The following is a 17,745-nucleotide window of genomic DNA, read 5'->3' as shown; positions in this document are numbered from 1 at the left end:
CACCGGCTGCTATCAAGCTATAAAAAGGGTTTTGTATTGACGCAAAGTAGTAGTGAGACGCCAGGCATTAGTAGAGTAATTAAGCCACATTGGTTTTTACGCCTGTTTGGCGTAGAGCCGGTATCGTTAAGCTTGATTGACGAGCGTTTAGAATTAAAAACGGTTAACGGGCAGCGCTATACTGTGCTGCCCGATTCTTTAACTAAAACCAACACAAAGATTGAAGGTTTGTTCTTCGCGGATTTATGTTTAACCACTGATCGCGGCGAACTTTTAATTAATGGCCTGCCCAAGCTAGCCTGTGAAGAGCATTATAGATGGCTTACTGGGATTTGGTTTAGTCAGCTTTCGCCAGCTATGCAGCAAGTATTAGCTGACATACAGCGGCTGCTGAGTGCTGGTTACCCAAGAACATCCCGATTGAAACAGGTCGTAGCGCTGGCACAGCAAGCAGTAAAACAGTTCAAAACACTGCCGGATAGAACAAGTTTTCCTAACGTTGATTTTACTGTTTTCGAAACATTACAGTTTAAAGCAGGTTGGAAAGAGGCAGATTTTAACCTGCTAAGACAGCAATACATCAGAAAGCAATTGGCATTGCACCAGCAGTTCTTTGATAAGGTAGAAAGCAAGCCGCTTACAGAAAAACAGCGGGAAGCCTGTGTTGTCGATGAAGATAACAACTTGGTGCTGGCTGGAGCCGGAACTGGAAAAACCAGTACCATGGTGGGGCGTGCTGGTTATCTGTTGCAAAGTGGCCAGGCGCAGGCGAGTGAAATACTGATGCTGGCTTTTGCCAATAAAGCCGCGGCTGAAATGCAGGAGCGGATTGAAAAGCGTTTAGGGGATTGCGGGATTACCGCCAGTACTTTTCATAAGCTGGGCAAAGATATTATTGCCAGTGTTGAGGGGAAACAGCCGTCGCTGTCGCCACTTGCTGAAGACGATAAGCTGCTGGCAAAGCATGTGAATGAATGGTTTGAAGAGCATTTAAAGCAGCCTGCTTATCAAAAGTTGGTGTTGGATTATTTTCAGAATTACCTGTATCCGGTTAAAAATGCATTTGATTTTGACAGTGAAGGGGCGTATTTCGATTACATACTGGCCAATGACATCCGCACGCTTAAAGGCGAGAAAGTAAAAAGTTTAGGCGAGTGCCTGATAGCGAATTACCTGCTCAGGCAAGGTATTGAATATCAATATGAGGCTCGCTACGAGCATCCTACGGCAGATGTGTTCCATCGCCAGTACCAACCCGACTTTTACCTGCCGGATTACGGTATTTATATCGAGTTTTACGGTATTGACCGACAAGGCAATACCGCACCTTATGTAAACCGGCAAGCCTATCATGAGGGCATGGCCTGGAAGCTGCAATTACACCAAAGGCACGGGACTAAGCTTGTCACCTTGTATCACTATCAACATCTGGACGGTACGTTATATACCGAACTGGATAAACAATTCGCGAGCTTTGGCGTTAAGCCCGAACCATTGCCGCGAGAAGCTGTGCTTGAGACGTTGAGAGAGTTTGGTGCGATATCGGCTTTTGCACAGTTGCTAAGTGATTTGCTAAAGCGCTACCGGGCCAATTGTTACGAACCGGGGCAGTTGGATAAGGCCATCGATGCGGCTGACAACCCGCAACAAGTTCAAGCTGCGCTGTCTTTGCTTTTACCGGTAGTTGATGACTATCAATGCTTATTGGCTAGGAACAACCATATCGACTTTGACGATATGATAGGTAAAGCCCTTAGTTATGTAAAAATCGGGCGTTTTAAAAGCCGCTGGAAGTACTTACTGGTTGATGAATTCCAGGATATTTCCGATGCCAGAGCACGGTTGGTTACGTATTTGCGCGATAGTGTGCCTGTAGCGTCACTGTTCTGCGTAGGTGATGATTGGCAGGCCATTTATCGTTTTACTGGTAGTGATTTGCAGTTTACCACTGACTTTATTTCGCGGTTTGGTCCCACTCAAACTACACCTTTGGATCTGACCTTTCGCTTTAACAATAGTATCAGCGATGTCGCCTCGCGTTTTGTGCTGCAAAACCCTCAGCAGGTCAGAAAACAGCTGAACACCTTAACCCGTGTGACTAAACCGACCGTCTCATTAATGCGAGCGGATAACCGCATTAGCCCGGGAGAGCCGGACCGATTAGAAAGGGTACTGCAAAAGATCAGTTCGATTGCAGAGCCTGGTAGTACTGTTTACCTGTTGGGCCGGTTTGGCTTTAACTTACCAGACTATGCCGAATTAAAACGTTTATCCCGCCAATTTAATCAGTTAAAACTGGCGTGCTTTAGCATTCACGCGTCAAAAGGCAAAGAGGCCGACTATGTCGTTATCCTTGGATTAGAAAACGGCAAGCATGGGTTCCCCTCACAGAAAGTAACGCATCCACTGCTGGAGGCTTTATTGCCAGCTAAGGAGCAATTTGCATATGCTGAAGAGCGACGGCTGTTTTATGTGGCGTTAACCCGCGCCAGACATCGGGCATATCTTATTACCGATATGGCCGTTGCGTCTGAATTTGTAGTCGAGTTACTAAACGACAAGTATCCGTTGGAACTGAATGAATTTGAAACGTCATTGAGCCAGCAGTTATTCCATCTAATCAAATGCATTAAGTGTAAAACCGGCAGCATGGTGCCAAGAGCCGGGCAGTTTGGTGCTTTCTTCGGCTGCAATAAATATCCACTGTGTAATCATACCGAACCGGGCTGTAGCCAATGCGGCTCAGCTATGACGCGAAAAGGGCGATTTAACGTCTGTCTTCACAATGCGTGCGGCCATTGGGTGCCGGTTTGCCCCAAATGTGGTGCTGAAATTTTGCAACGCTCAGGGCGTAATGGTGTCTTTTGGAGCTGCCGCAATTCCCGCAAGGAAGGAATGAGTTGTGGCCATAAAGAGCAGGTTATTGACTATTTAACCAGCCTAAAAACACTATCTTAAATAGGCCCTCCAAGCAGGTCTCGGGAGGTTAAAGTAAAAAACGGCGGGATACCCCGCCGTTAGGTTAACGCTTCGTCATAATGTCCCAGTAGTACATAGCTACTTCCATATAGATATCCGGCGGTAAGCCGAATATGGCCTCAAAATCATCCGCGTGCTGTATGCAGAACTCAGCAATCTCTGCTGAGCAGGCTGACAGTACCCGGTACATCTCATCGCCCTCAAGATATTGCGTGGCGCTGAGCCTGTCACGCAACGACTTGCTGATGCTGATACCTAAGTTACGCCCGGCTTTGTCGCGGTGCAGATAGATATAGTCCTCAAATACCGGTTCGCCGCTGCAGCCTTTCTTCGTATTCGCCATTAGCAAATACGTAGACGCATCATCCCATGGCGACTTGCTTGCCCGTTGATATACTCGTATAGCACTGTTAGTTGTATTCATTTTCTGTCCTCATTATTTTCGCATGGACACGACCTCTTCAATGCCCTCATGAGTAACTAACGACGGATTTGGCGAATTTTTTGCAAAGAAAGAAGTGTGTTTTCACTTCGTACTAAGGAGAGCAGGGGCCTGGAAAATTGGTAATTAAAACACTTACGCCTGTTTCCAAACTTTTAGTAAGTGACCCAGTCTGCTTATCCAAGCATAATATGCCCTATGAATGAGGATAATAAGGTTCTGCAGTGACTGAGCTGGTAAATATTGACGACGTTATAAAGGGATATAAAGACATTCCTCATCGGTATTACTTTAAATTTATGGAGCGATTTCGCTATTTCCATGTTGGCACCGCCCAGGAGTTCCTTGTAACAAAAGAATCTGTGAAAAGGTGGTTTGATAGCTTCCCGCCCGAGCGACGTGCTGCCTTCAGAGACGCTGGTTATATCCAGAACCTTTTAGATACACCGTCTACTTATGTTGCGGAAAACGACCGGTTGGTGATTGATACTCAAATTCTACATACATCCTCAAATGAGCCATTCGAACACGCTGTAATGCGTATTGCCAAAGAGCATGAATTCCGAGATGAGTTGATTGAGGAAAGGAAGGTGGCTATCGAGAGTCTTAAAGTAAGTACTGAAACCGAAAGTGCAGCAATCAACAGTCGTATTGAGTTTATTGATTCGTATATCGAGAAAGTCAACGCTATATACCGACCAGAAAAATTAGCCCGATACTACAGAGGGATGCTGATGTGCGGCAATCCATTTGATATCTTCAAAGAGATCGGCGGTGATATCGCGAGGTTTTGAGTGTTTTAGCTCTGATTGAGTCATCAGTTGTGTCTGAAGATCACTGGTGGTAGCATCTCTTCGAAACCTTGATTTATTCAAGGCGAAATAAAAAAGGTAAAGTTTAGGGGTAAGTGCAACAACGAGAGGCTGGAGCCCTTTAAAAATAAGGGGCGCGACATCAATGTGGAATACTCTCTCTCCGCCAGATAAATGAAAAAGGCCCACGCCAAAAACGTGGGCCTTTTTCATTTATGCGGCAGAGATCGAGGATGTGGTTCGAACCCTGAGTTCGACCAACTTGTCAGGAACAAGTTGGAACGCACTTTAGTGCGGCCCCGAAGGGGTGGAGGGCAGGAAGCCCGGAATAATCCCTCTCTCGGCCAAAAGCTCGGGGTTTTTGTTTTAAGGCGGCAGAGATCGAGGATTTGAAGAGAACCCTTCGGTTCGACAAAACACCAGGATAGCCGTTTTGCATGGCTCAGCCACCCGAAGGGCGAGGGCCATGGATGGCGCGAGTGACAAATTCGCCGGTAGCACCAGGTTGCTTGGAACAATTTTGGACAGCGCTTGCGCTGGTGCGAAGGACTGTAGCAGGAAAGCCTCAGTAAATTTGGACGCACTATAGTGCTGCCCGCAGGGCGAGTGACATGGATGGCAGGAAAATGACGTTCTGTTATTGCACATCATCGCCCTGATGATAGTTATATGATGGAAGGCTCCGGGTTAGACTTGCACTTCAATTTCATGTAAGGGAGTAAAAAGCAGAAGTGCAGTAATTATTTTAAGATCAGAGTAAAGCGCTAAGACTTTGTCAGCTTGCTTTACAGTTTCCTTGCGGGTAGCGCATTAAAAAAACACTAAATCATATTAAAGTCAATGCCTTGCATTCTTGGCATGCTGCTTGCTTTGGCTCGCGTCGTGCTATGAATCTAAAATAATTATTAATAAGGAAGTATCATATGAAAAATACGGTAACATCAATGGCAAAAGCTCTGTTTGTTATGGCTTTATTTTCAGCCCCTGTAGCTGCAACACCTATTTTTACTTTCGACGAGCCAGGAAATTCATTTACAAATGGAAGCTGGGATTTTGCCTTGAATTTTGAGGTGTTAAATCAGGTGACGGTAACTGGTCTTGGTTATTTTGCAGATCCCACTACTGGCGCTGTAGATGACAACGCAGTGGCTTTATATGATTCTAACCAAAATTTACTCGCCAGTGTTATTGTTACCAACACATATGATGTGTTCGACTTTTTCCGCTACGTAACAATTTCTGAACTTATACTTGGCCCAGGAATTTATCAAGTTGTAGGAGTAAGTAACAGCGACAATTATACATGGAACAATGTAAACCATATTTTTGATTCAAACATTGCATATGTTTCTAATTCATGGGCAGTTGACACTGATGGCGTTGCAAATTACATAGCTGGCTCTCAAACTGACTCTCTATTTGGTTTCTCTGGTCCAAATGTTTTTATTGGTGATTCTCGGGACTTTACGAACCCTAATGCGGTGCCTGCGCCTGCGACTTTAGCTATCTTCGGGCTAGGTTTATTAGGACTTGTCGCTCGTAACAGAAAGCAAAAGTAAAAATTGTCCAAATTAGTGCGCGATAATTTATTGCGCACTAAATTTTAATTTGAAACTAGCCGCCGCTGTAAATTCATGCCACATCCTTAATGCATCGAGTACTACTTGATGCTCCTGCTTTAACAAATCAATACACTAGCGATAAACGTGGGCCTATTTCATTACTCAGACCAATACCAACTAGTGACGTTGTAACGACAATGCTGTCTGTTGTCAGTAGTCAGTGCTTTTACCCAGTGTTCGGCACCCTCTGATGACGGGTTAAACAATACGCAGCGGTTGTATAGTGGGGCAATGGTAATGTGATTATTGTCTTTACCCATAAACATCAGTTCACCGCCGTTGTCGCTTTGCCAATCCTTATTTAAGTACAGCAACATACACACTTCTCTTCCTGGCGAGTCATCGGCATGTTGATTGACGAAGTCGGTCGCCTTTAAACGAAAGAAATTGGTATTAATGTCTGGCTTGGCTACGTTGATATCGGTTAGCGACACGTTAAAGATACCGGACAATAGCGCCATAAACTGGTCGCTGCGCAAAAAGGATAAAAACTCTGCCGCGACATTAGCCGCTGGGTGAGTCGCATCGAACGCAGGTCGTTGCCATACATCACGTTGCACAAAACGTTGGCTGTTACGGGTTTTCTGCCAGGTAGTTTCGTCAACATATAACGCCGAGTAGCTGTGTTGTTGTGCCTGCCAGTCCGTATCTCGCTGCAAAATCCGCATGACTTGTTCGAGTTTATCGTTAGCAAATAAATTATCTATCACCAGATGATTGGGGCAGGCACGCAATAGTGCTTTTCGGTAGGTACGCAGCGCAGCATCTGTAACGTGCTGTTCATTTAGCCACATTAAAACAACTCTCATTTGGTGCAAGGTAATATCGGCCTATAGTAAAACAGAAATTACCAAGTTGGCGCGGGAGATTTTTGCTTTTTTACAATGCCAGCTGATAAAATGGCCACGCTTTCCTTCAACCGCCAGCCGGCGGTATGACCTAAGTTCCCGATCCGGAGTTTCGATGCGTAATATTATTGCGTTATTGTGTGCTATGTGGCTGCCAGGTGCATTCGCACAAGCGTCGGTCATTGTATTTAGTGATGGGTTTGAACAGCATGATGCCAATGCCTGGCGTCAGCTGGGGGAGTGCCAACCGCTGCTGGCAATCGCCCGCTCCGGCGAGCTGGCACTGCGCTGTCAGTCCGGTAATAGTGTGCTATTTAGCAAAGTCGCCATTAATGAAATGGGTGTGTTGGAGCTGTGGGTTAAGCCCGCGACGGATATTACCGCCTACCGCATTCATGTGCTGGTATCTGATTTACCCAACATAGATGCCTTGTGGCAGCCTGTGGCGTTAATTGAACACAGCGGTGGTGACGTAAATTATAAGGCCCACAGGGTGTCTATAGACGACCCTGCTCGGCGCTATTTACGGCTGGATATTGAAACCACCAATGGCATCATTGACATTGACGATGTGCAGATTGAGCGCATTTTATTGGCCACGGCATTACAAAAAAACGAACAGCGTATTGTTAGTGGTATCTTAGATAAATTGCGCCAGGATCAAAATATTGCCTTGCAGGCCGAGTCGTTTCGCACACTTGGTGTTAATTACGCGGCCCAATTAGATTTACAGCGCCAGTATCTGGAGTATGCCAATGCGTTACACGCAGGTATAGCACTGGCGTTAGCCGGTTCAGAGCGCAACAAAATGGCAAACCCAATGGCCTATGCCAGCTTTCGTAACATTATTGGCAATACAAAGCGTGTTACTACACCGCTACAGCAAGCACGCCTGAGTTCGATGCTAAAGCCATTTGGCGATTTGGCTACAGCAACCTTGAACGTAGTCAGTGGCGGCGCTTATTCAGCGTTTGCCGAGCCGTTTAAATCCTTTCTGGCATCCAGTTTTGACAAATCCAGCTATAGCGATGCTGGTTTAAGCCGCGCAGATCGTAAATTTGCCGAACAAAACGGTTTGCAAATATATCAGGACGCCGAACGCTTTCTCGCTGAGTTGGAGAAAGAGTTACAGCAAGTTAGCGCATTGGATATGGACCTTATTAATATTCAAAAAAACATCGACAGTTTCCGCCGTAACCTGGACAAACAACTACGCGATACCTTGCAGCACGCCAGCATGGCACGCTCGCAGGAAACAGTGAGCCGGGCGTTGAGTAAAGACGAAACAGTGCGGCAGAAGTTGATGCAGGAGGTAGCAGGCAATATTAGCCTGAAGGCCAACAGCTACCTGAATGAAGGCAATAATACAGACCTGGTGCGGTTTGTATTGAAGACCTCAGAGCAGCTTGAACAAACACAAAGCTATAAAGATCAGTTTAATCAGATCACTTCTGCCATGTTGACTTACTACGACCGGTTTGAACGTTCAATTAATAGCAGCCAAAACCCGTTTACCGATGCCGCCGACAAACAAGCCTGGGACCATCATGCGCAAAAGGCGCGGGGCTACCTGCAGCAGTCAAAGGAGTCGTTTAATCGCGCTTATTTGTGAAGTTACTGATTAGTCGTGGCAACCTTGTGACAATGTGACCGCGACAAATTGTTACTTTTTTGTTTGGTTCAGCTACTGCTCAGTTTACGGCGACTATGCTTAAAGCATACTTAAAGGCATGTTGGTGATAGTGATTACTGACATTCCTGCGTTTTAATACAGGAGTCGGTTATGAGTGCGGTAAAACAAAGCAAAGCGCAACAACATCGTTTTTTCTTTCAACAGCAAAAAGCAGTCGATTTAACCCAGCAAGAACGCCAGGCATTAACCATGGTATACAGTGATGACGATGCGCAGCAGCAACAGTCAGCACGGCGTGAAAACGACACGACACATTGTGCGGTGTTAGGTTATAACTAAGCTTATTGTTTAAATAACTGCGGCTGCATAAACGGGATCATTGCCAGAATAATGGCTTGCTGATACACACCTGAACGTGTCAGCAGATGATTAGTCAGCATGGCAATGGCCCCACCTTGTTGTTTCACATTGTGTTGCGCGAACATTCGATCCATAACATCACCTAATTCTTCCCCCTGCTGTATTGCTAACAGCGCTGCCGGCGGCAACGGTAAACTGGCAGAACGGGTTTTACTAATGCAGCCCTGATGTGAAATAGCAATCCAGGCGAAGCTGCAATCTCCATCCAGACCAGCTTCCATGGCTACATAATAATCTGCCCCCGGTGTGTTATCTACAACAGCCTGGAGCCGGTTAAGTGCGCCTTGTAAAGTTTCTGCACTACTCATTGGTTGGGCAGCCACGCCAGACAAAGTACTTTGCCCACTACAGTTTATTAGTTGGCCGGTGAATATTTGTGATAGAGCAGTGTGCACCGCGTGTATCTTGGCTGGATTAGCCGAAGCGACAACTACTTTCATGTGTATTCTCTTTATTCATTTGTACCTGCCCAGCATAACCTGAATTTACCAGTGCTTGAAGCCAATGCTTGCCCGCAATCGTTTAGCTGATTAGAATCGGCGCCATTACTCGTTGGTTTAACAAAGCTCAAGTTTTAACCGGGCTTGGGCTTTAACAGATTGAGGCAGGCATGAATAAAAACGTGATAACAAATGGGGTAGCCGCAGCAATTACGCTGGCAGGTTGGTATTTACAGCAACCATTGCTGTTGAGCGTGGGGTTATTCGCGTTGTCTGGTGCGTTAACCAACTGGCTGGCAGTACATATGTTATTTGAAAAAGTGCCGCTGCTGTATGGCTCTGGTGTAATACCGGCGCGGTTTGAGCAGTTTAAAAGTGGTATTTATCAGTTGGTGATGACGCAGTTTTTTAGTAGCGACAATATCGATCGTTTTTTAGCTGAGAAGCAGCAGAGTCATAGCGAGGCTTTTGATTTTAAACCCGTAATTGAGCAAAGTGATTTGTCACCTGCATTTGATTCACTGGTTAAAGTGGTAGAGCAATCGTCGTTTGGCGGTATGCTTGGGATGTTTGGCGGCACAGCGGCGCTGCTGCCGTTAAAAGAGCCGTTTATCGCTAAACTGAAGTTGGCACTGGTTGAGGTGTCGCAGTCTGATGAGTTTAACCAGTTAGTGTTGGCGCAGTTGGATCAACCTGAACAGTTGGCGGGGATCCGCCAGCAAGTTGATATCATAGTGCAGCAGCGCCTAAACGAGCTAACCCCCGAGCTGGTAAAAGACATTGTTCAGCAAATGATCCGGCAACACTTGGGCTGGCTGGTGGTGTGGGGTGGAGTATTTGGTGGCATTATTGGTTTGCTGGCGGGGTTTGTGCAGTAAGCTAGCCGAAAAAAGGCGCGGCTTGTGCCGCGCTTAGCCTGTTAAATATTTAGCTTATCACTCATCCAGCGGCGTGTTTGGCTGCGTATTGCTCTACTTCGCGCCATACCCGCAGGAAATTGCCCGACAAAATTTTCTCAATATCAACCGCGCTGTAGCCACGCTTAAGCAAGCCGTCTACTAAGTTCGGGTAACTGGCAACGTCTTTTAAACCCACAGGTAAAGAATCGCCAACCCCGTCGTAGTCTGAACCAATGCCGACATAATCAATGCCAACCAGTTTTACCACATGGTCAATATGGTCTAGCACCGTGTCTAAGGTAGCAAAGGGGTAAGGGTTTTTCTTGCGAAATTCCAGCTCAAACGCGGCGTCATCAGCTACGCCGGCTTGTTTTGCCGCGGCTTTACGCAAAGCACCGTATTGATTGGCCATTTGTGTGACAAAAGATGAACCAAAATTAATTTGCACAACACCGCCGTTTTTGGCCAGCGCTTTGAGCATATCGTCATCCATATTACGCTCAAAACCCGGCGTATAGCTGCGTAGCGAAGAGTGCGAGGCAATAACCGGAACTTTGCTTAGCGCAACAGCTTGATAAAACGCATCATCTGAAACATGGGATATATCAATCATCATGCCGATATTGTTCATTGCTACCACCAGCTCTTTGCCAAACGGGCTCAAGCCATTCCAGCGGCGGCGCAAGTCGTAGCTGGAGTCGGCAATATGATTGCTTTCAGAGTGCGACAAGGTAATGTAGCGGATGCCGCGATCGTAAAAATGTTGCAGGTTCTCCAGCTTGCCCGCTATTGGTGTGCCGTTTTCCATACCTAACGCTAACGATACTTTGGCGCTACCAAACTGCTCGATCACATCTTGGGTGCTATAAGCCATGGCGAATTTATCCGGCGCGCGCGCCACCAGCGCTTCCATGCTGTCAATAAGCTGGTTTGCCAATTGATAACCGCCGCCGCTACGCTCGTAGGATGCCGGAATATAAATAGACATAAAAGGTGCATTTAAGCCGCCGGCTTGTGCACGCGGATAATCAAATTCGCCGCGTTGTGTTGCCTGGGTAACGTCTTCCCAGTCTTTATGCAACCGGTAGGGCACGTCAATGTGGGTATCGATGATAATGGTCTGTTGCGCCAATTGCAGAGCACTAACAGCTGGTTGGTTGTTTGCTGATGCATTATCCGCTGTGCTGGCACAGCCGCCAAGCAACGCTGCACCGCACAGCAGCGCAATAGGGCTTATGTTAAGCTTCATTGTTATGTTATCTCTTCTATTGAATTATCGAACATATATCAACAGGTTTAGCGCAGCAGAACAAGCGCTGTCAGACCAGTTAGCAATTTTCAGCGCCTGATATTATCACCGGCTACACTTAATGCGATAAGTTAATTCTTGTCAGGTCGCCGGCTGCACAGCATTAACGGCAACGGCGGAGGCGTTACCTTGCTACAGAGGACTATACGCATGGGCTACAAATACTATGAAGGCAACTGGGGCGAGATGCGCGCCAGAGCAAAACTGCAGTGGGATAAGATAAGCTACGACGAACTGGAGCAATCCCGTGGCAGCTTTGATGATCTAGCCGATATCATCCAGGAGAGATATGGTCTGGACCGAAACGATGCAATGGAACAGGTGGAAGATTTTTTTAGCCGCTACTAAAGCTTGGTGTGAGAATAACAATGGTCGGACTGGCAGAAAGACATGCTGGCTCGGCCATTTTCTCGTTAAATTGGACGCATGAAGACTTACTAAAGTATTGTTAAATATGCGAATAAATTTAATGCCATAAACCGAGGTTGGCGTGAGAATGCCGACCCGAATTGCTATTTTAATGATTTTATTGCGTATTTTAATCTTGCCGCGGTACTCTGTATTGTGCCAACAATATATACCTAGATGTATATTAACTAAAAAGCGGCCAGCCTTCAGTGCGGCCTCCCTCTTATCCGCATCGGAGATATGCATGAAATCAATTCCACTATGGCTGGGTACAGCATTAGTATCTGTTAGTTTATTGGGTTGCAATGATACTTCAGCCCCAGCTGCACAAAATAACCAAACTACTAGTGCTCAAGCCAGCGCTAAAGCACAAAGCAATGCGCTGCTTAAGCCCTGGACTGGTCCATATCAGGGCGTACCGGCATTTGATCAGATGCAACTTACTGATTTGAAAGCAGCATTAGAACAAGGCATGGCCGCGCATTTAGCCGACATAGACAAAATTGCCACAAATGTCGCTGCACCAACGTTTGAAAACACTATAGTTGCCATGGAAAGCGTTGGCCCTCAACTCGATCGGGTGTTTACCTACTATGGTATCTGGAGTGCGAATAACTCATCTGAAGAGTTTCGTGCTATACAGCGTGAAATGGCACCAAAATTGTCTGAGTTTTCATCTAAAATCACCCAAAACGAAGCGTTATTTCAGCGCGTCGCCGCCGTATATCAGTCAGAGCAAATGCAAAACCTAACCCCGGAGCAACAACGGCTGACGCAACTGGTGTATTTAGGTTTCGCCAATAACGGTGCCACGCTAAACGCCGAGCAGAAAAAGCGCTATGCCGATATTAATCAGCGTTTGGCGCAGCTGTACACCCAGTTTTCTAACAATGTATTGGCAGATGAAGAAAACCATGTATTGTTTTTAACCAAGGAACAACTTAATGGCTTACCGGATTCACTGGTAAACGCAGCTGCCGCAGCAGCATCCAGCCGTGGTAAAGATGGCATGTATGCCATTACAAACACCCGCTCGTCAATGGATCCGTTTTTAACCTATTCAACAGAGCGGGAACTGCGCAAGCAAGTGTGGACAACTTACTACAGTCGCGGTGATAACGGCGATGCGACGGACAACAATGCTTTGATAGCCGAAATTATGGCGCTGCGGGATGAACGTGTTGGCTTATTAGGTTTTGCCAACTATGCAACCTGGCGTTTGCAGGACCGGATGGCACAAACACCAGAACGGGCAATGGATTTGATGCTGTCAGTATGGCCTGCAGCAACTGCAAGGGTAGAAGAAGAAGTGGCCGATATGCAGGCACTGGCACAGCAGCAGGGTGATGATATTACCATTGAAGCCTGGGATTATCGCTTTTATGCCGAGCAAGTACGTAAAGCCAAGTATGATCTTGATTCTGATGAGGTTAAGCAATATTTGCAGTTAGATAAACTGCGCGAAGCCATGTTTTATGTAGCCGGCCGCCTGTTCAACTTTAATTTTACTCCGGTAGCGGAAGGCACTGTTCCGGTATTTCACGCCGATGTAAAAGTGTGGGAAGTTACCGACAAAACCAGCAGTAAGCATATTGGCTTGTGGTATCTGGATCCATTTGCCCGTCAGGGTAAGCGCTCTGGTGCCTGGGCCACTAGCTACCGCGGTTACAGCAGTTACGACGGTGAAAAAAATGTGCTGTCATCGAACAACTCAAACTTTATTAAAGCACCAGCGGGTGAAGCCGTATTGATTTCCTGGGATGACGCCGAAACCTACTTCCATGAGTTCGGTCACGCATTGCATGCGTTGTCATCAAAGGTAACCTACCCAACGTTAAATGGTGGCGTGCGTGATTATACTGAGTTTCAGTCGCAACTACTTGAGCGCTGGCTATTAACCGATGAGGTGATTAATCAGTTTTTGATACATCATAAAACCGGTGCCGCCATGCCGGCAGAACTGGTAGCCAAGATTAAAAAAGCCGCGACCTTTAATGAGGGCTTCAAAACCACGGAATATTTAGCGTCGGCCATTATTGACCTGAAAATGCACATGCTGGATGACCCCAAAGACCTGGACCCGGATGCGTTTGAACGCGACACACTCAATGCGATGGGTATGCCATCACAGGTGGTTATGCGCCATCGTACACCGCAGTTTGGCCATGTATTCTCTGGCGAAGGCTATGCTGCAGCCTATTACGGCTATATGTGGGCAGAGGTGTTAACCTCGGATGCAGCAGAAGCTTTTGCCGAGGCGCCAGGTGGCTTCTACGATAAAGACGTGGCAGCTAAGTTAGTACAGCACCTGTTTAGTGTGCGAAATGCAGTTGACCCGGCTGAGGCTTACCGTGCCTTCCGTGGGCGGGATGCTAAAATTGACGCGCTAATGCGTGATCGCGGCTTCCCGTTACCTGCGGCACATTAGTTGTAAAAAAAGGGCACTGCGAGGTGCCCTTAGTTTAAGGTCTGGGTTTATGGTCTGGCGTTACGCCAGACCAACATAGACGTTTTGTACATCGTCATCAGCGTCTATAGCATCTAAAAAGGCTTCTACTTCAGCACGCTGAGTATCATCCAGCGATACCGGGTTATTGGCGCGGTAAACCAGTTTGGCGGTCAGTACTTTATAGCCGAACTCGGGTAGTGCTTTGGCTACCATATCTAAATCGGTCGCTTCTGTTAAGAATATGACTTCATTATCATCACCGGCTTCAAAGTCTTGAGCGCCTGCTTCTATCGCGGCCACTTCCATATCGGCATCCGCAGCGTCTGGCTCTGCTTCAATTTGGCCTAAGTGTTTAAAATCCCAGGATATTGCGCCAGAGGTGGCCAGCTGGCCTTTGCGAAATAATTGACGGATACTCATGGCACTGCGGTTTTTGTTGTCTGTTAAACATTCTACTATTACCGGTACCTGGTGCGGCGCAAAACCTTCGTACACGACGGTTTCATAGTTGGCCGGGCCGTCCAGTAACCCCGCGCCTTTTTTAATTGCCCGCTCCAGCGTATCTTTGGGCATGGATGCCTTTTTTGCCGCTTCAATAGCTGAGCGCAATTTAGAGTTCATGTCCGGATCGGCACCATTACGTGCAGCTACGGCTATCTCTTTTGCCAGCTTAGTAAAAATACGGCCTTTTGCGTTGGCCGCATCCATTTTATGTTTGGCTTTCCATTGTGCGCCCATTATTGCGCTCCCATAAATTTGACTATCAAAATGAACAGTGCGCTAGTCTAGCCAATTGCAGGCTTTTAACGCAACAGCCACTACAATAAATCTGCATTGCGCGGCATAAAAGCTGGCAGGCAGGTGTAGGCTAAGCTAGGCTTTTTGCAATTTAACTGTAGGAGATTGGCTATGTTTAATCCTAATCCGGTGGGGTGGTTTGAGATACCTGTTACCGATATGCCTCGGGCACGACATTTTTATCACCATGTCTTTGCTGTAGAGTTTGAGATGCTGGAAATGGGCGCCGACGTAATGGCAATGTTTCCGTTTGACCATGTAATGGCTGGCGCCAGTGGTGCTTTGGTGCAAGGACCAGACTACGAACCGTGCGACCGCGGCACTATGGTGTACTTTGAATGTGCCGATGTAGCTCCGCTGCTGGCTAAGGTGGAGCATGGCGGCGGTAAGTTGCTGCTGAATAAGACCAGTATTGGTGAACACGGTTTTATCGGCATATTTCGCGATAGCGAGGGCAACAAGGTTGGTATGCATTCACGGCAGTAATGGGTTCAAACTGTTCTGGAAAAAATTGCGCCAGTGCTCTATCAAAAAGTTATCAAGCAACAGCTGCAATACGATACTCGAAAACGAGGGCGTGTTCGGGCTGCGAATTCGTGATAACAGCGTAAAAAAAGAAAATATCAGTTTTTTGTCAGATGTTTAAGGGCCTGAACTCTGGAACCCGCACATAGTTAGCTCTAGTATCTAGGATTAGGTTAGCTTAAGAAGGATTACGTTATGTTTGTGAATAATATCAATAACAGTGCTGCGCAGTTGCAACTTTACGCTAATGAAAAAGCCGCTGCTACAACGCCGTTGCAAAGCCCGAATGCTATTGCTGCAACACCCTCCGCTCAGTTGGATGATGTAATAATTAGCGAGCAAGCGCGGGCGCTATTTTCAAATAGTGCGCAAGGTAATGGCGCAGGTATTGAGCCGCCAAAAATTGCGGCAGCTAATAAATCAGAACCGGTTTATACCACTTTAGGCAATGGCGCAGGAATTGAGCCACCGAAAACAGGGGCCGCTAATAAATCAGAACCGGTTTATAGCACTTTAGGTAATGGCGCAGGAATAGAACCACCAAAGCCGTAATGAGGGATTTGCATGAGTTGGTCATCGATCGATAGCGTACTTTTTGCTTTAGATAAAATAATCTTTGTGGCGTATTTTGCTTTGCTGGTTTTGGCAATGTTATTTCAACGTAAGGTATCGTCATTTGTTATAACCTTAATAGTGCTGACCGTTGCAAATGGTGCCATGACGTCGCTATCACCAATATTGTATCAGTATGCAACCCAGCCCGAGCTTTTTGCTAAGTTCACCTGGTATGCCAGTTTCGCCGTGATTGACGTGCTGGCACTGTTTTTACTGTATAAGTTTCATCAATTGCTCAATCAAAATGTATGTTTTATCGCTAACCTGGTCGGCATTTTCTTTGTCACTTTTGCCACCTTGCAAACGTTGCGCTTTGTTGATCGTTTCGTATTTAACACTGAGTTTTTCCAGCAATTTTATCAACATGCGATCCCGGCACTTAATATCGTACTGGTTCCTATTATTATTATTAGCTGGGTATTTGAACTTAAGTTAGGTCAACGATTTATGAAAGCAGGATCAACTTTATGACGGTCATTCTGGCGTTGGTCATTGTGGCCATTAATTTGCTGGCCTTTTGGGCTTATAAAAAGCTTGGTGTACTGCGTTCTATTAGCCAGATCCAGGCTGAAGTTGAATTGGAAATGCACAGTCGGGCGCATAAGTTGTTAGTGCGTCGTGATCAACTAGAAGTTGGTCTGATGAAAGACGCGTCTGAGCAGGTTGACGAACAATGGAAAGGCGATCTGGCTGAATATATGGAAACGTATGAACAAGAAGCATTGATGCGCTCAAAACAGCGCTTAAATCGGCTTTAATATTGCAGTTTAAACAACAACTCCGCCAAATCGGGTTGCCACAGATATTGTGCTTGCACCCGATAGTTTATAAGCAACACACCTTCACTAAGTAAGCGATGCCGCTGCTCTTCAGCGCTTGCTGAGCCGGGCGTAAATGCCAGGCTTCGGTCGCTGCGCAATACCCGGTACCACGGCACCGCTAGTTCTTCCGGAGCATAACCTAGTGCTTTGCCAACCAGTCTGGCACGTCCTGGCAAGCCAGCTAAATCGGCAATCTGGCCGTAGCTGGCAACCTTGCCGCTGGGAATTTGCAGTACAGTTTGCCAAATCCGGCGATAATTTTGATTTTGCATGATTGTGCCTGGTTTCCTGCATTAGATGGCCTGACGTCCTATTACCGTTTTACCAATCGGCGCCAGTGATAGCACTGCCAGCTTAAGATGCTGAATGCCAAAAGGGATACCAATAATACTGATAAAACACACTACAGCATGGCATAAATGTCCCAGCGCCAGCCAAATCCCAAAACATAGAAACCAGATAATATTACCAAGCGTACCTAAGGTGCCAGTGCCAATGTCGTCATAACGATTTATATAACGGCGGTTGACCGCATCTTGACCAAATGGCCAAAACGCCATTTCGCCAATCACAAAGCAGCTACGGCCAAAGGGAATGCCTATAATGCTGATAAAACAAACCAGCCCAGCAAGCCACCAAAGCGCACCCATAACAAAACCACCCAGGACAAACCACAGTATATTAAAAAGCAATCTGAAAATACTCATTGATGTTCCTTTAATAAC

General features: G+C 46.5%; 19 protein-coding genes. 12 read left to right on the top strand and 7 right to left on the bottom strand.

Annotated elements, in window-relative coordinates; all coding sequences use genetic code 11:
- Positions 1–36 precede the first annotated feature (36 nt).
- A complete protein-coding gene (locus tag I4W93_RS13870) occupies positions 37–2,958 on the top strand; it encodes a UvrD-helicase domain-containing protein (RefSeq protein ID WP_205312807.1) in 2,922 nt (973 codons plus the stop codon).
- 64 nt (positions 2,959–3,022) lie between these two features.
- Here I4W93_RS13870 and I4W93_RS13865 read toward each other — a convergent pair whose 3' ends face one another.
- Positions 3,023–3,403 (bottom strand): hypothetical protein, encoded by a 381-nt coding sequence (locus I4W93_RS13865; RefSeq protein WP_205312796.1) that lies wholly within the window; start codon positions 3,401–3,403, stop codon positions 3,023–3,025.
- A 242-nt stretch (positions 3,404–3,645) separates the two neighbouring features.
- On the opposite strand from I4W93_RS13865, the gene I4W93_RS13860 reads away from it, so the two are divergent.
- Both I4W93_RS13860 and I4W93_RS13855 read left to right on the top strand, forming a co-directional pair.
- Entirely contained in the window at positions 3,646–4,215 is a 570-nt protein-coding gene (locus tag I4W93_RS13860) for a hypothetical protein (protein ID WP_205312795.1), read from the top strand.
- A 941-nt stretch (positions 4,216–5,156) separates the two neighbouring features.
- Positions 5,157–5,792: a PEP-CTERM sorting domain-containing protein gene (locus tag I4W93_RS13855; RefSeq protein ID WP_205312792.1), complete on the top strand. Its 636-nt coding sequence runs from the start codon at positions 5,157–5,159 to the stop codon at positions 5,790–5,792.
- A 161-nt stretch (positions 5,793–5,953) separates the two neighbouring features.
- On the opposite strand, the gene I4W93_RS13850 is transcribed toward I4W93_RS13855, so the two are convergent.
- Positions 5,954–6,649 (bottom strand): 2OG-Fe(II) oxygenase, encoded by a 696-nt coding sequence (locus I4W93_RS13850; RefSeq protein ID WP_205312790.1) that lies wholly within the window; start codon positions 6,647–6,649, stop codon positions 5,954–5,956.
- Positions 6,650–6,818: 169 nt separating this feature from the next.
- Between I4W93_RS13850 and bdpA the strand changes: the two genes are divergently transcribed.
- The gene (gene bdpA / locus I4W93_RS13845) at positions 6,819–8,315 is read left to right on the top strand and encodes a BAR domain-like protein A BdpA (RefSeq protein WP_205312787.1); all 1,497 of its coding nucleotides are present in this window, start codon (positions 6,819–6,821) and stop codon (positions 8,313–8,315) included.
- Between the two features lie 171 nt (positions 8,316–8,486).
- Entirely contained in the window at positions 8,487–8,675 is a 189-nt protein-coding gene (locus I4W93_RS13840) for a hypothetical protein (protein ID WP_205312785.1), read from the top strand.
- Between the two features lie 2 nt (positions 8,676–8,677).
- Here the strand turns inward: I4W93_RS13840 and yjjX are convergent, their stop codons facing one another.
- On the bottom strand, positions 8,678–9,196 hold the full coding sequence (gene yjjX / locus I4W93_RS13835; RefSeq protein ID WP_205312782.1) for an inosine/xanthosine triphosphatase: 519 nt from the start codon (positions 9,194–9,196) through the stop codon (positions 8,678–8,680).
- A gap of 170 nt (positions 9,197–9,366) precedes the next feature.
- Between yjjX and I4W93_RS13830 the strand changes: the two genes are divergently transcribed.
- On the top strand, positions 9,367–10,074 hold the full coding sequence (locus tag I4W93_RS13830) for a DUF445 domain-containing protein (RefSeq protein WP_205312780.1): 708 nt from the start codon (positions 9,367–9,369) through the stop codon (positions 10,072–10,074).
- Between the two features lie 61 nt (positions 10,075–10,135).
- On the opposite strand, the gene I4W93_RS13825 is transcribed toward I4W93_RS13830, so the two are convergent.
- On the bottom strand, positions 10,136–11,344 hold the full coding sequence (locus I4W93_RS13825; protein WP_205312777.1) for a dipeptidase: 1,209 nt from the start codon (positions 11,342–11,344) through the stop codon (positions 10,136–10,138).
- A gap of 210 nt (positions 11,345–11,554) precedes the next feature.
- On the opposite strand from I4W93_RS13825, the gene I4W93_RS13820 reads away from it, so the two are divergent.
- Both I4W93_RS13820 and I4W93_RS13815 read left to right on the top strand, forming a co-directional pair.
- Positions 11,555–11,752: a CsbD family protein gene (locus tag I4W93_RS13820; RefSeq protein ID WP_205312774.1), complete on the top strand. Its 198-nt coding sequence runs from the start codon at positions 11,555–11,557 to the stop codon at positions 11,750–11,752.
- 304 nt (positions 11,753–12,056) lie between these two features.
- Positions 12,057–14,240, top strand: coding sequence for a M3 family metallopeptidase (locus tag I4W93_RS13815; protein WP_205312772.1), 2,184 nt, complete (start codon positions 12,057–12,059; stop codon positions 14,238–14,240).
- A 60-nt stretch (positions 14,241–14,300) separates the two neighbouring features.
- On the opposite strand, the gene I4W93_RS13810 is transcribed toward I4W93_RS13815, so the two are convergent.
- Positions 14,301–14,999 carry a YebC/PmpR family DNA-binding transcriptional regulator gene (locus I4W93_RS13810; RefSeq protein ID WP_205312769.1) on the bottom strand — a complete coding sequence of 233 codons (699 nt, stop codon included), beginning with the start codon at positions 14,997–14,999 and terminating at the stop codon, positions 14,301–14,303.
- A 171-nt stretch (positions 15,000–15,170) separates the two neighbouring features.
- Here I4W93_RS13810 and I4W93_RS13805 point away from each other — a divergent pair, with 171 nt between their 5' ends.
- The 4 genes from I4W93_RS13805 (at position 15,171) to I4W93_RS13790 (ending at position 16,957) form a co-directional block, all read left to right on the top strand.
- On the top strand, positions 15,171–15,545 hold the full coding sequence (locus I4W93_RS13805; protein ID WP_205312765.1) for a VOC family protein: 375 nt from the start codon (positions 15,171–15,173) through the stop codon (positions 15,543–15,545).
- A 234-nt stretch (positions 15,546–15,779) separates the two neighbouring features.
- Positions 15,780–16,136, top strand: coding sequence for a hypothetical protein (locus I4W93_RS13800; RefSeq protein WP_205312763.1), 357 nt, complete (start codon positions 15,780–15,782; stop codon positions 16,134–16,136).
- Positions 16,137–16,148: 12 nt separating this feature from the next.
- On the top strand, positions 16,149–16,670 hold the full coding sequence (locus tag I4W93_RS13795) for a hypothetical protein (RefSeq protein ID WP_205312760.1): 522 nt from the start codon (positions 16,149–16,151) through the stop codon (positions 16,668–16,670).
- Positions 16,667–16,957, top strand: coding sequence for a hypothetical protein (locus tag I4W93_RS13790; RefSeq protein ID WP_205312757.1), 291 nt, complete (start codon positions 16,667–16,669; stop codon positions 16,955–16,957). The genes I4W93_RS13795 and I4W93_RS13790 overlap by 4 nt, the downstream gene beginning before the upstream one ends.
- On the opposite strand, the gene I4W93_RS13785 is transcribed toward I4W93_RS13790, so the two are convergent.
- Positions 16,954–17,292 carry an MGMT family protein gene (locus I4W93_RS13785; protein ID WP_205312754.1) on the bottom strand — a complete coding sequence of 113 codons (339 nt, stop codon included), beginning with the start codon at positions 17,290–17,292 and terminating at the stop codon, positions 16,954–16,956. The two genes, I4W93_RS13790 and I4W93_RS13785, sit on opposite strands and share 4 nt — an antisense overlap.
- A gap of 21 nt (positions 17,293–17,313) precedes the next feature.
- Positions 17,314–17,727: a YccF domain-containing protein gene (locus tag I4W93_RS13780; RefSeq protein WP_205312751.1), complete on the bottom strand. Its 414-nt coding sequence runs from the start codon at positions 17,725–17,727 to the stop codon at positions 17,314–17,316.
- Positions 17,728–17,745 lie beyond the last annotated feature (18 nt).

The sequence above is a fragment of the Rheinheimera maricola genome, from assembly GCF_016918075.2.
Lineage (GTDB): Bacteria > Pseudomonadota > Gammaproteobacteria > Enterobacterales > Alteromonadaceae > Alishewanella > Alishewanella maricola_A.
Note: the sequence above shows the minus strand (reverse complement) of the source record. Positions and strands in the feature narration are given on the sequence as shown.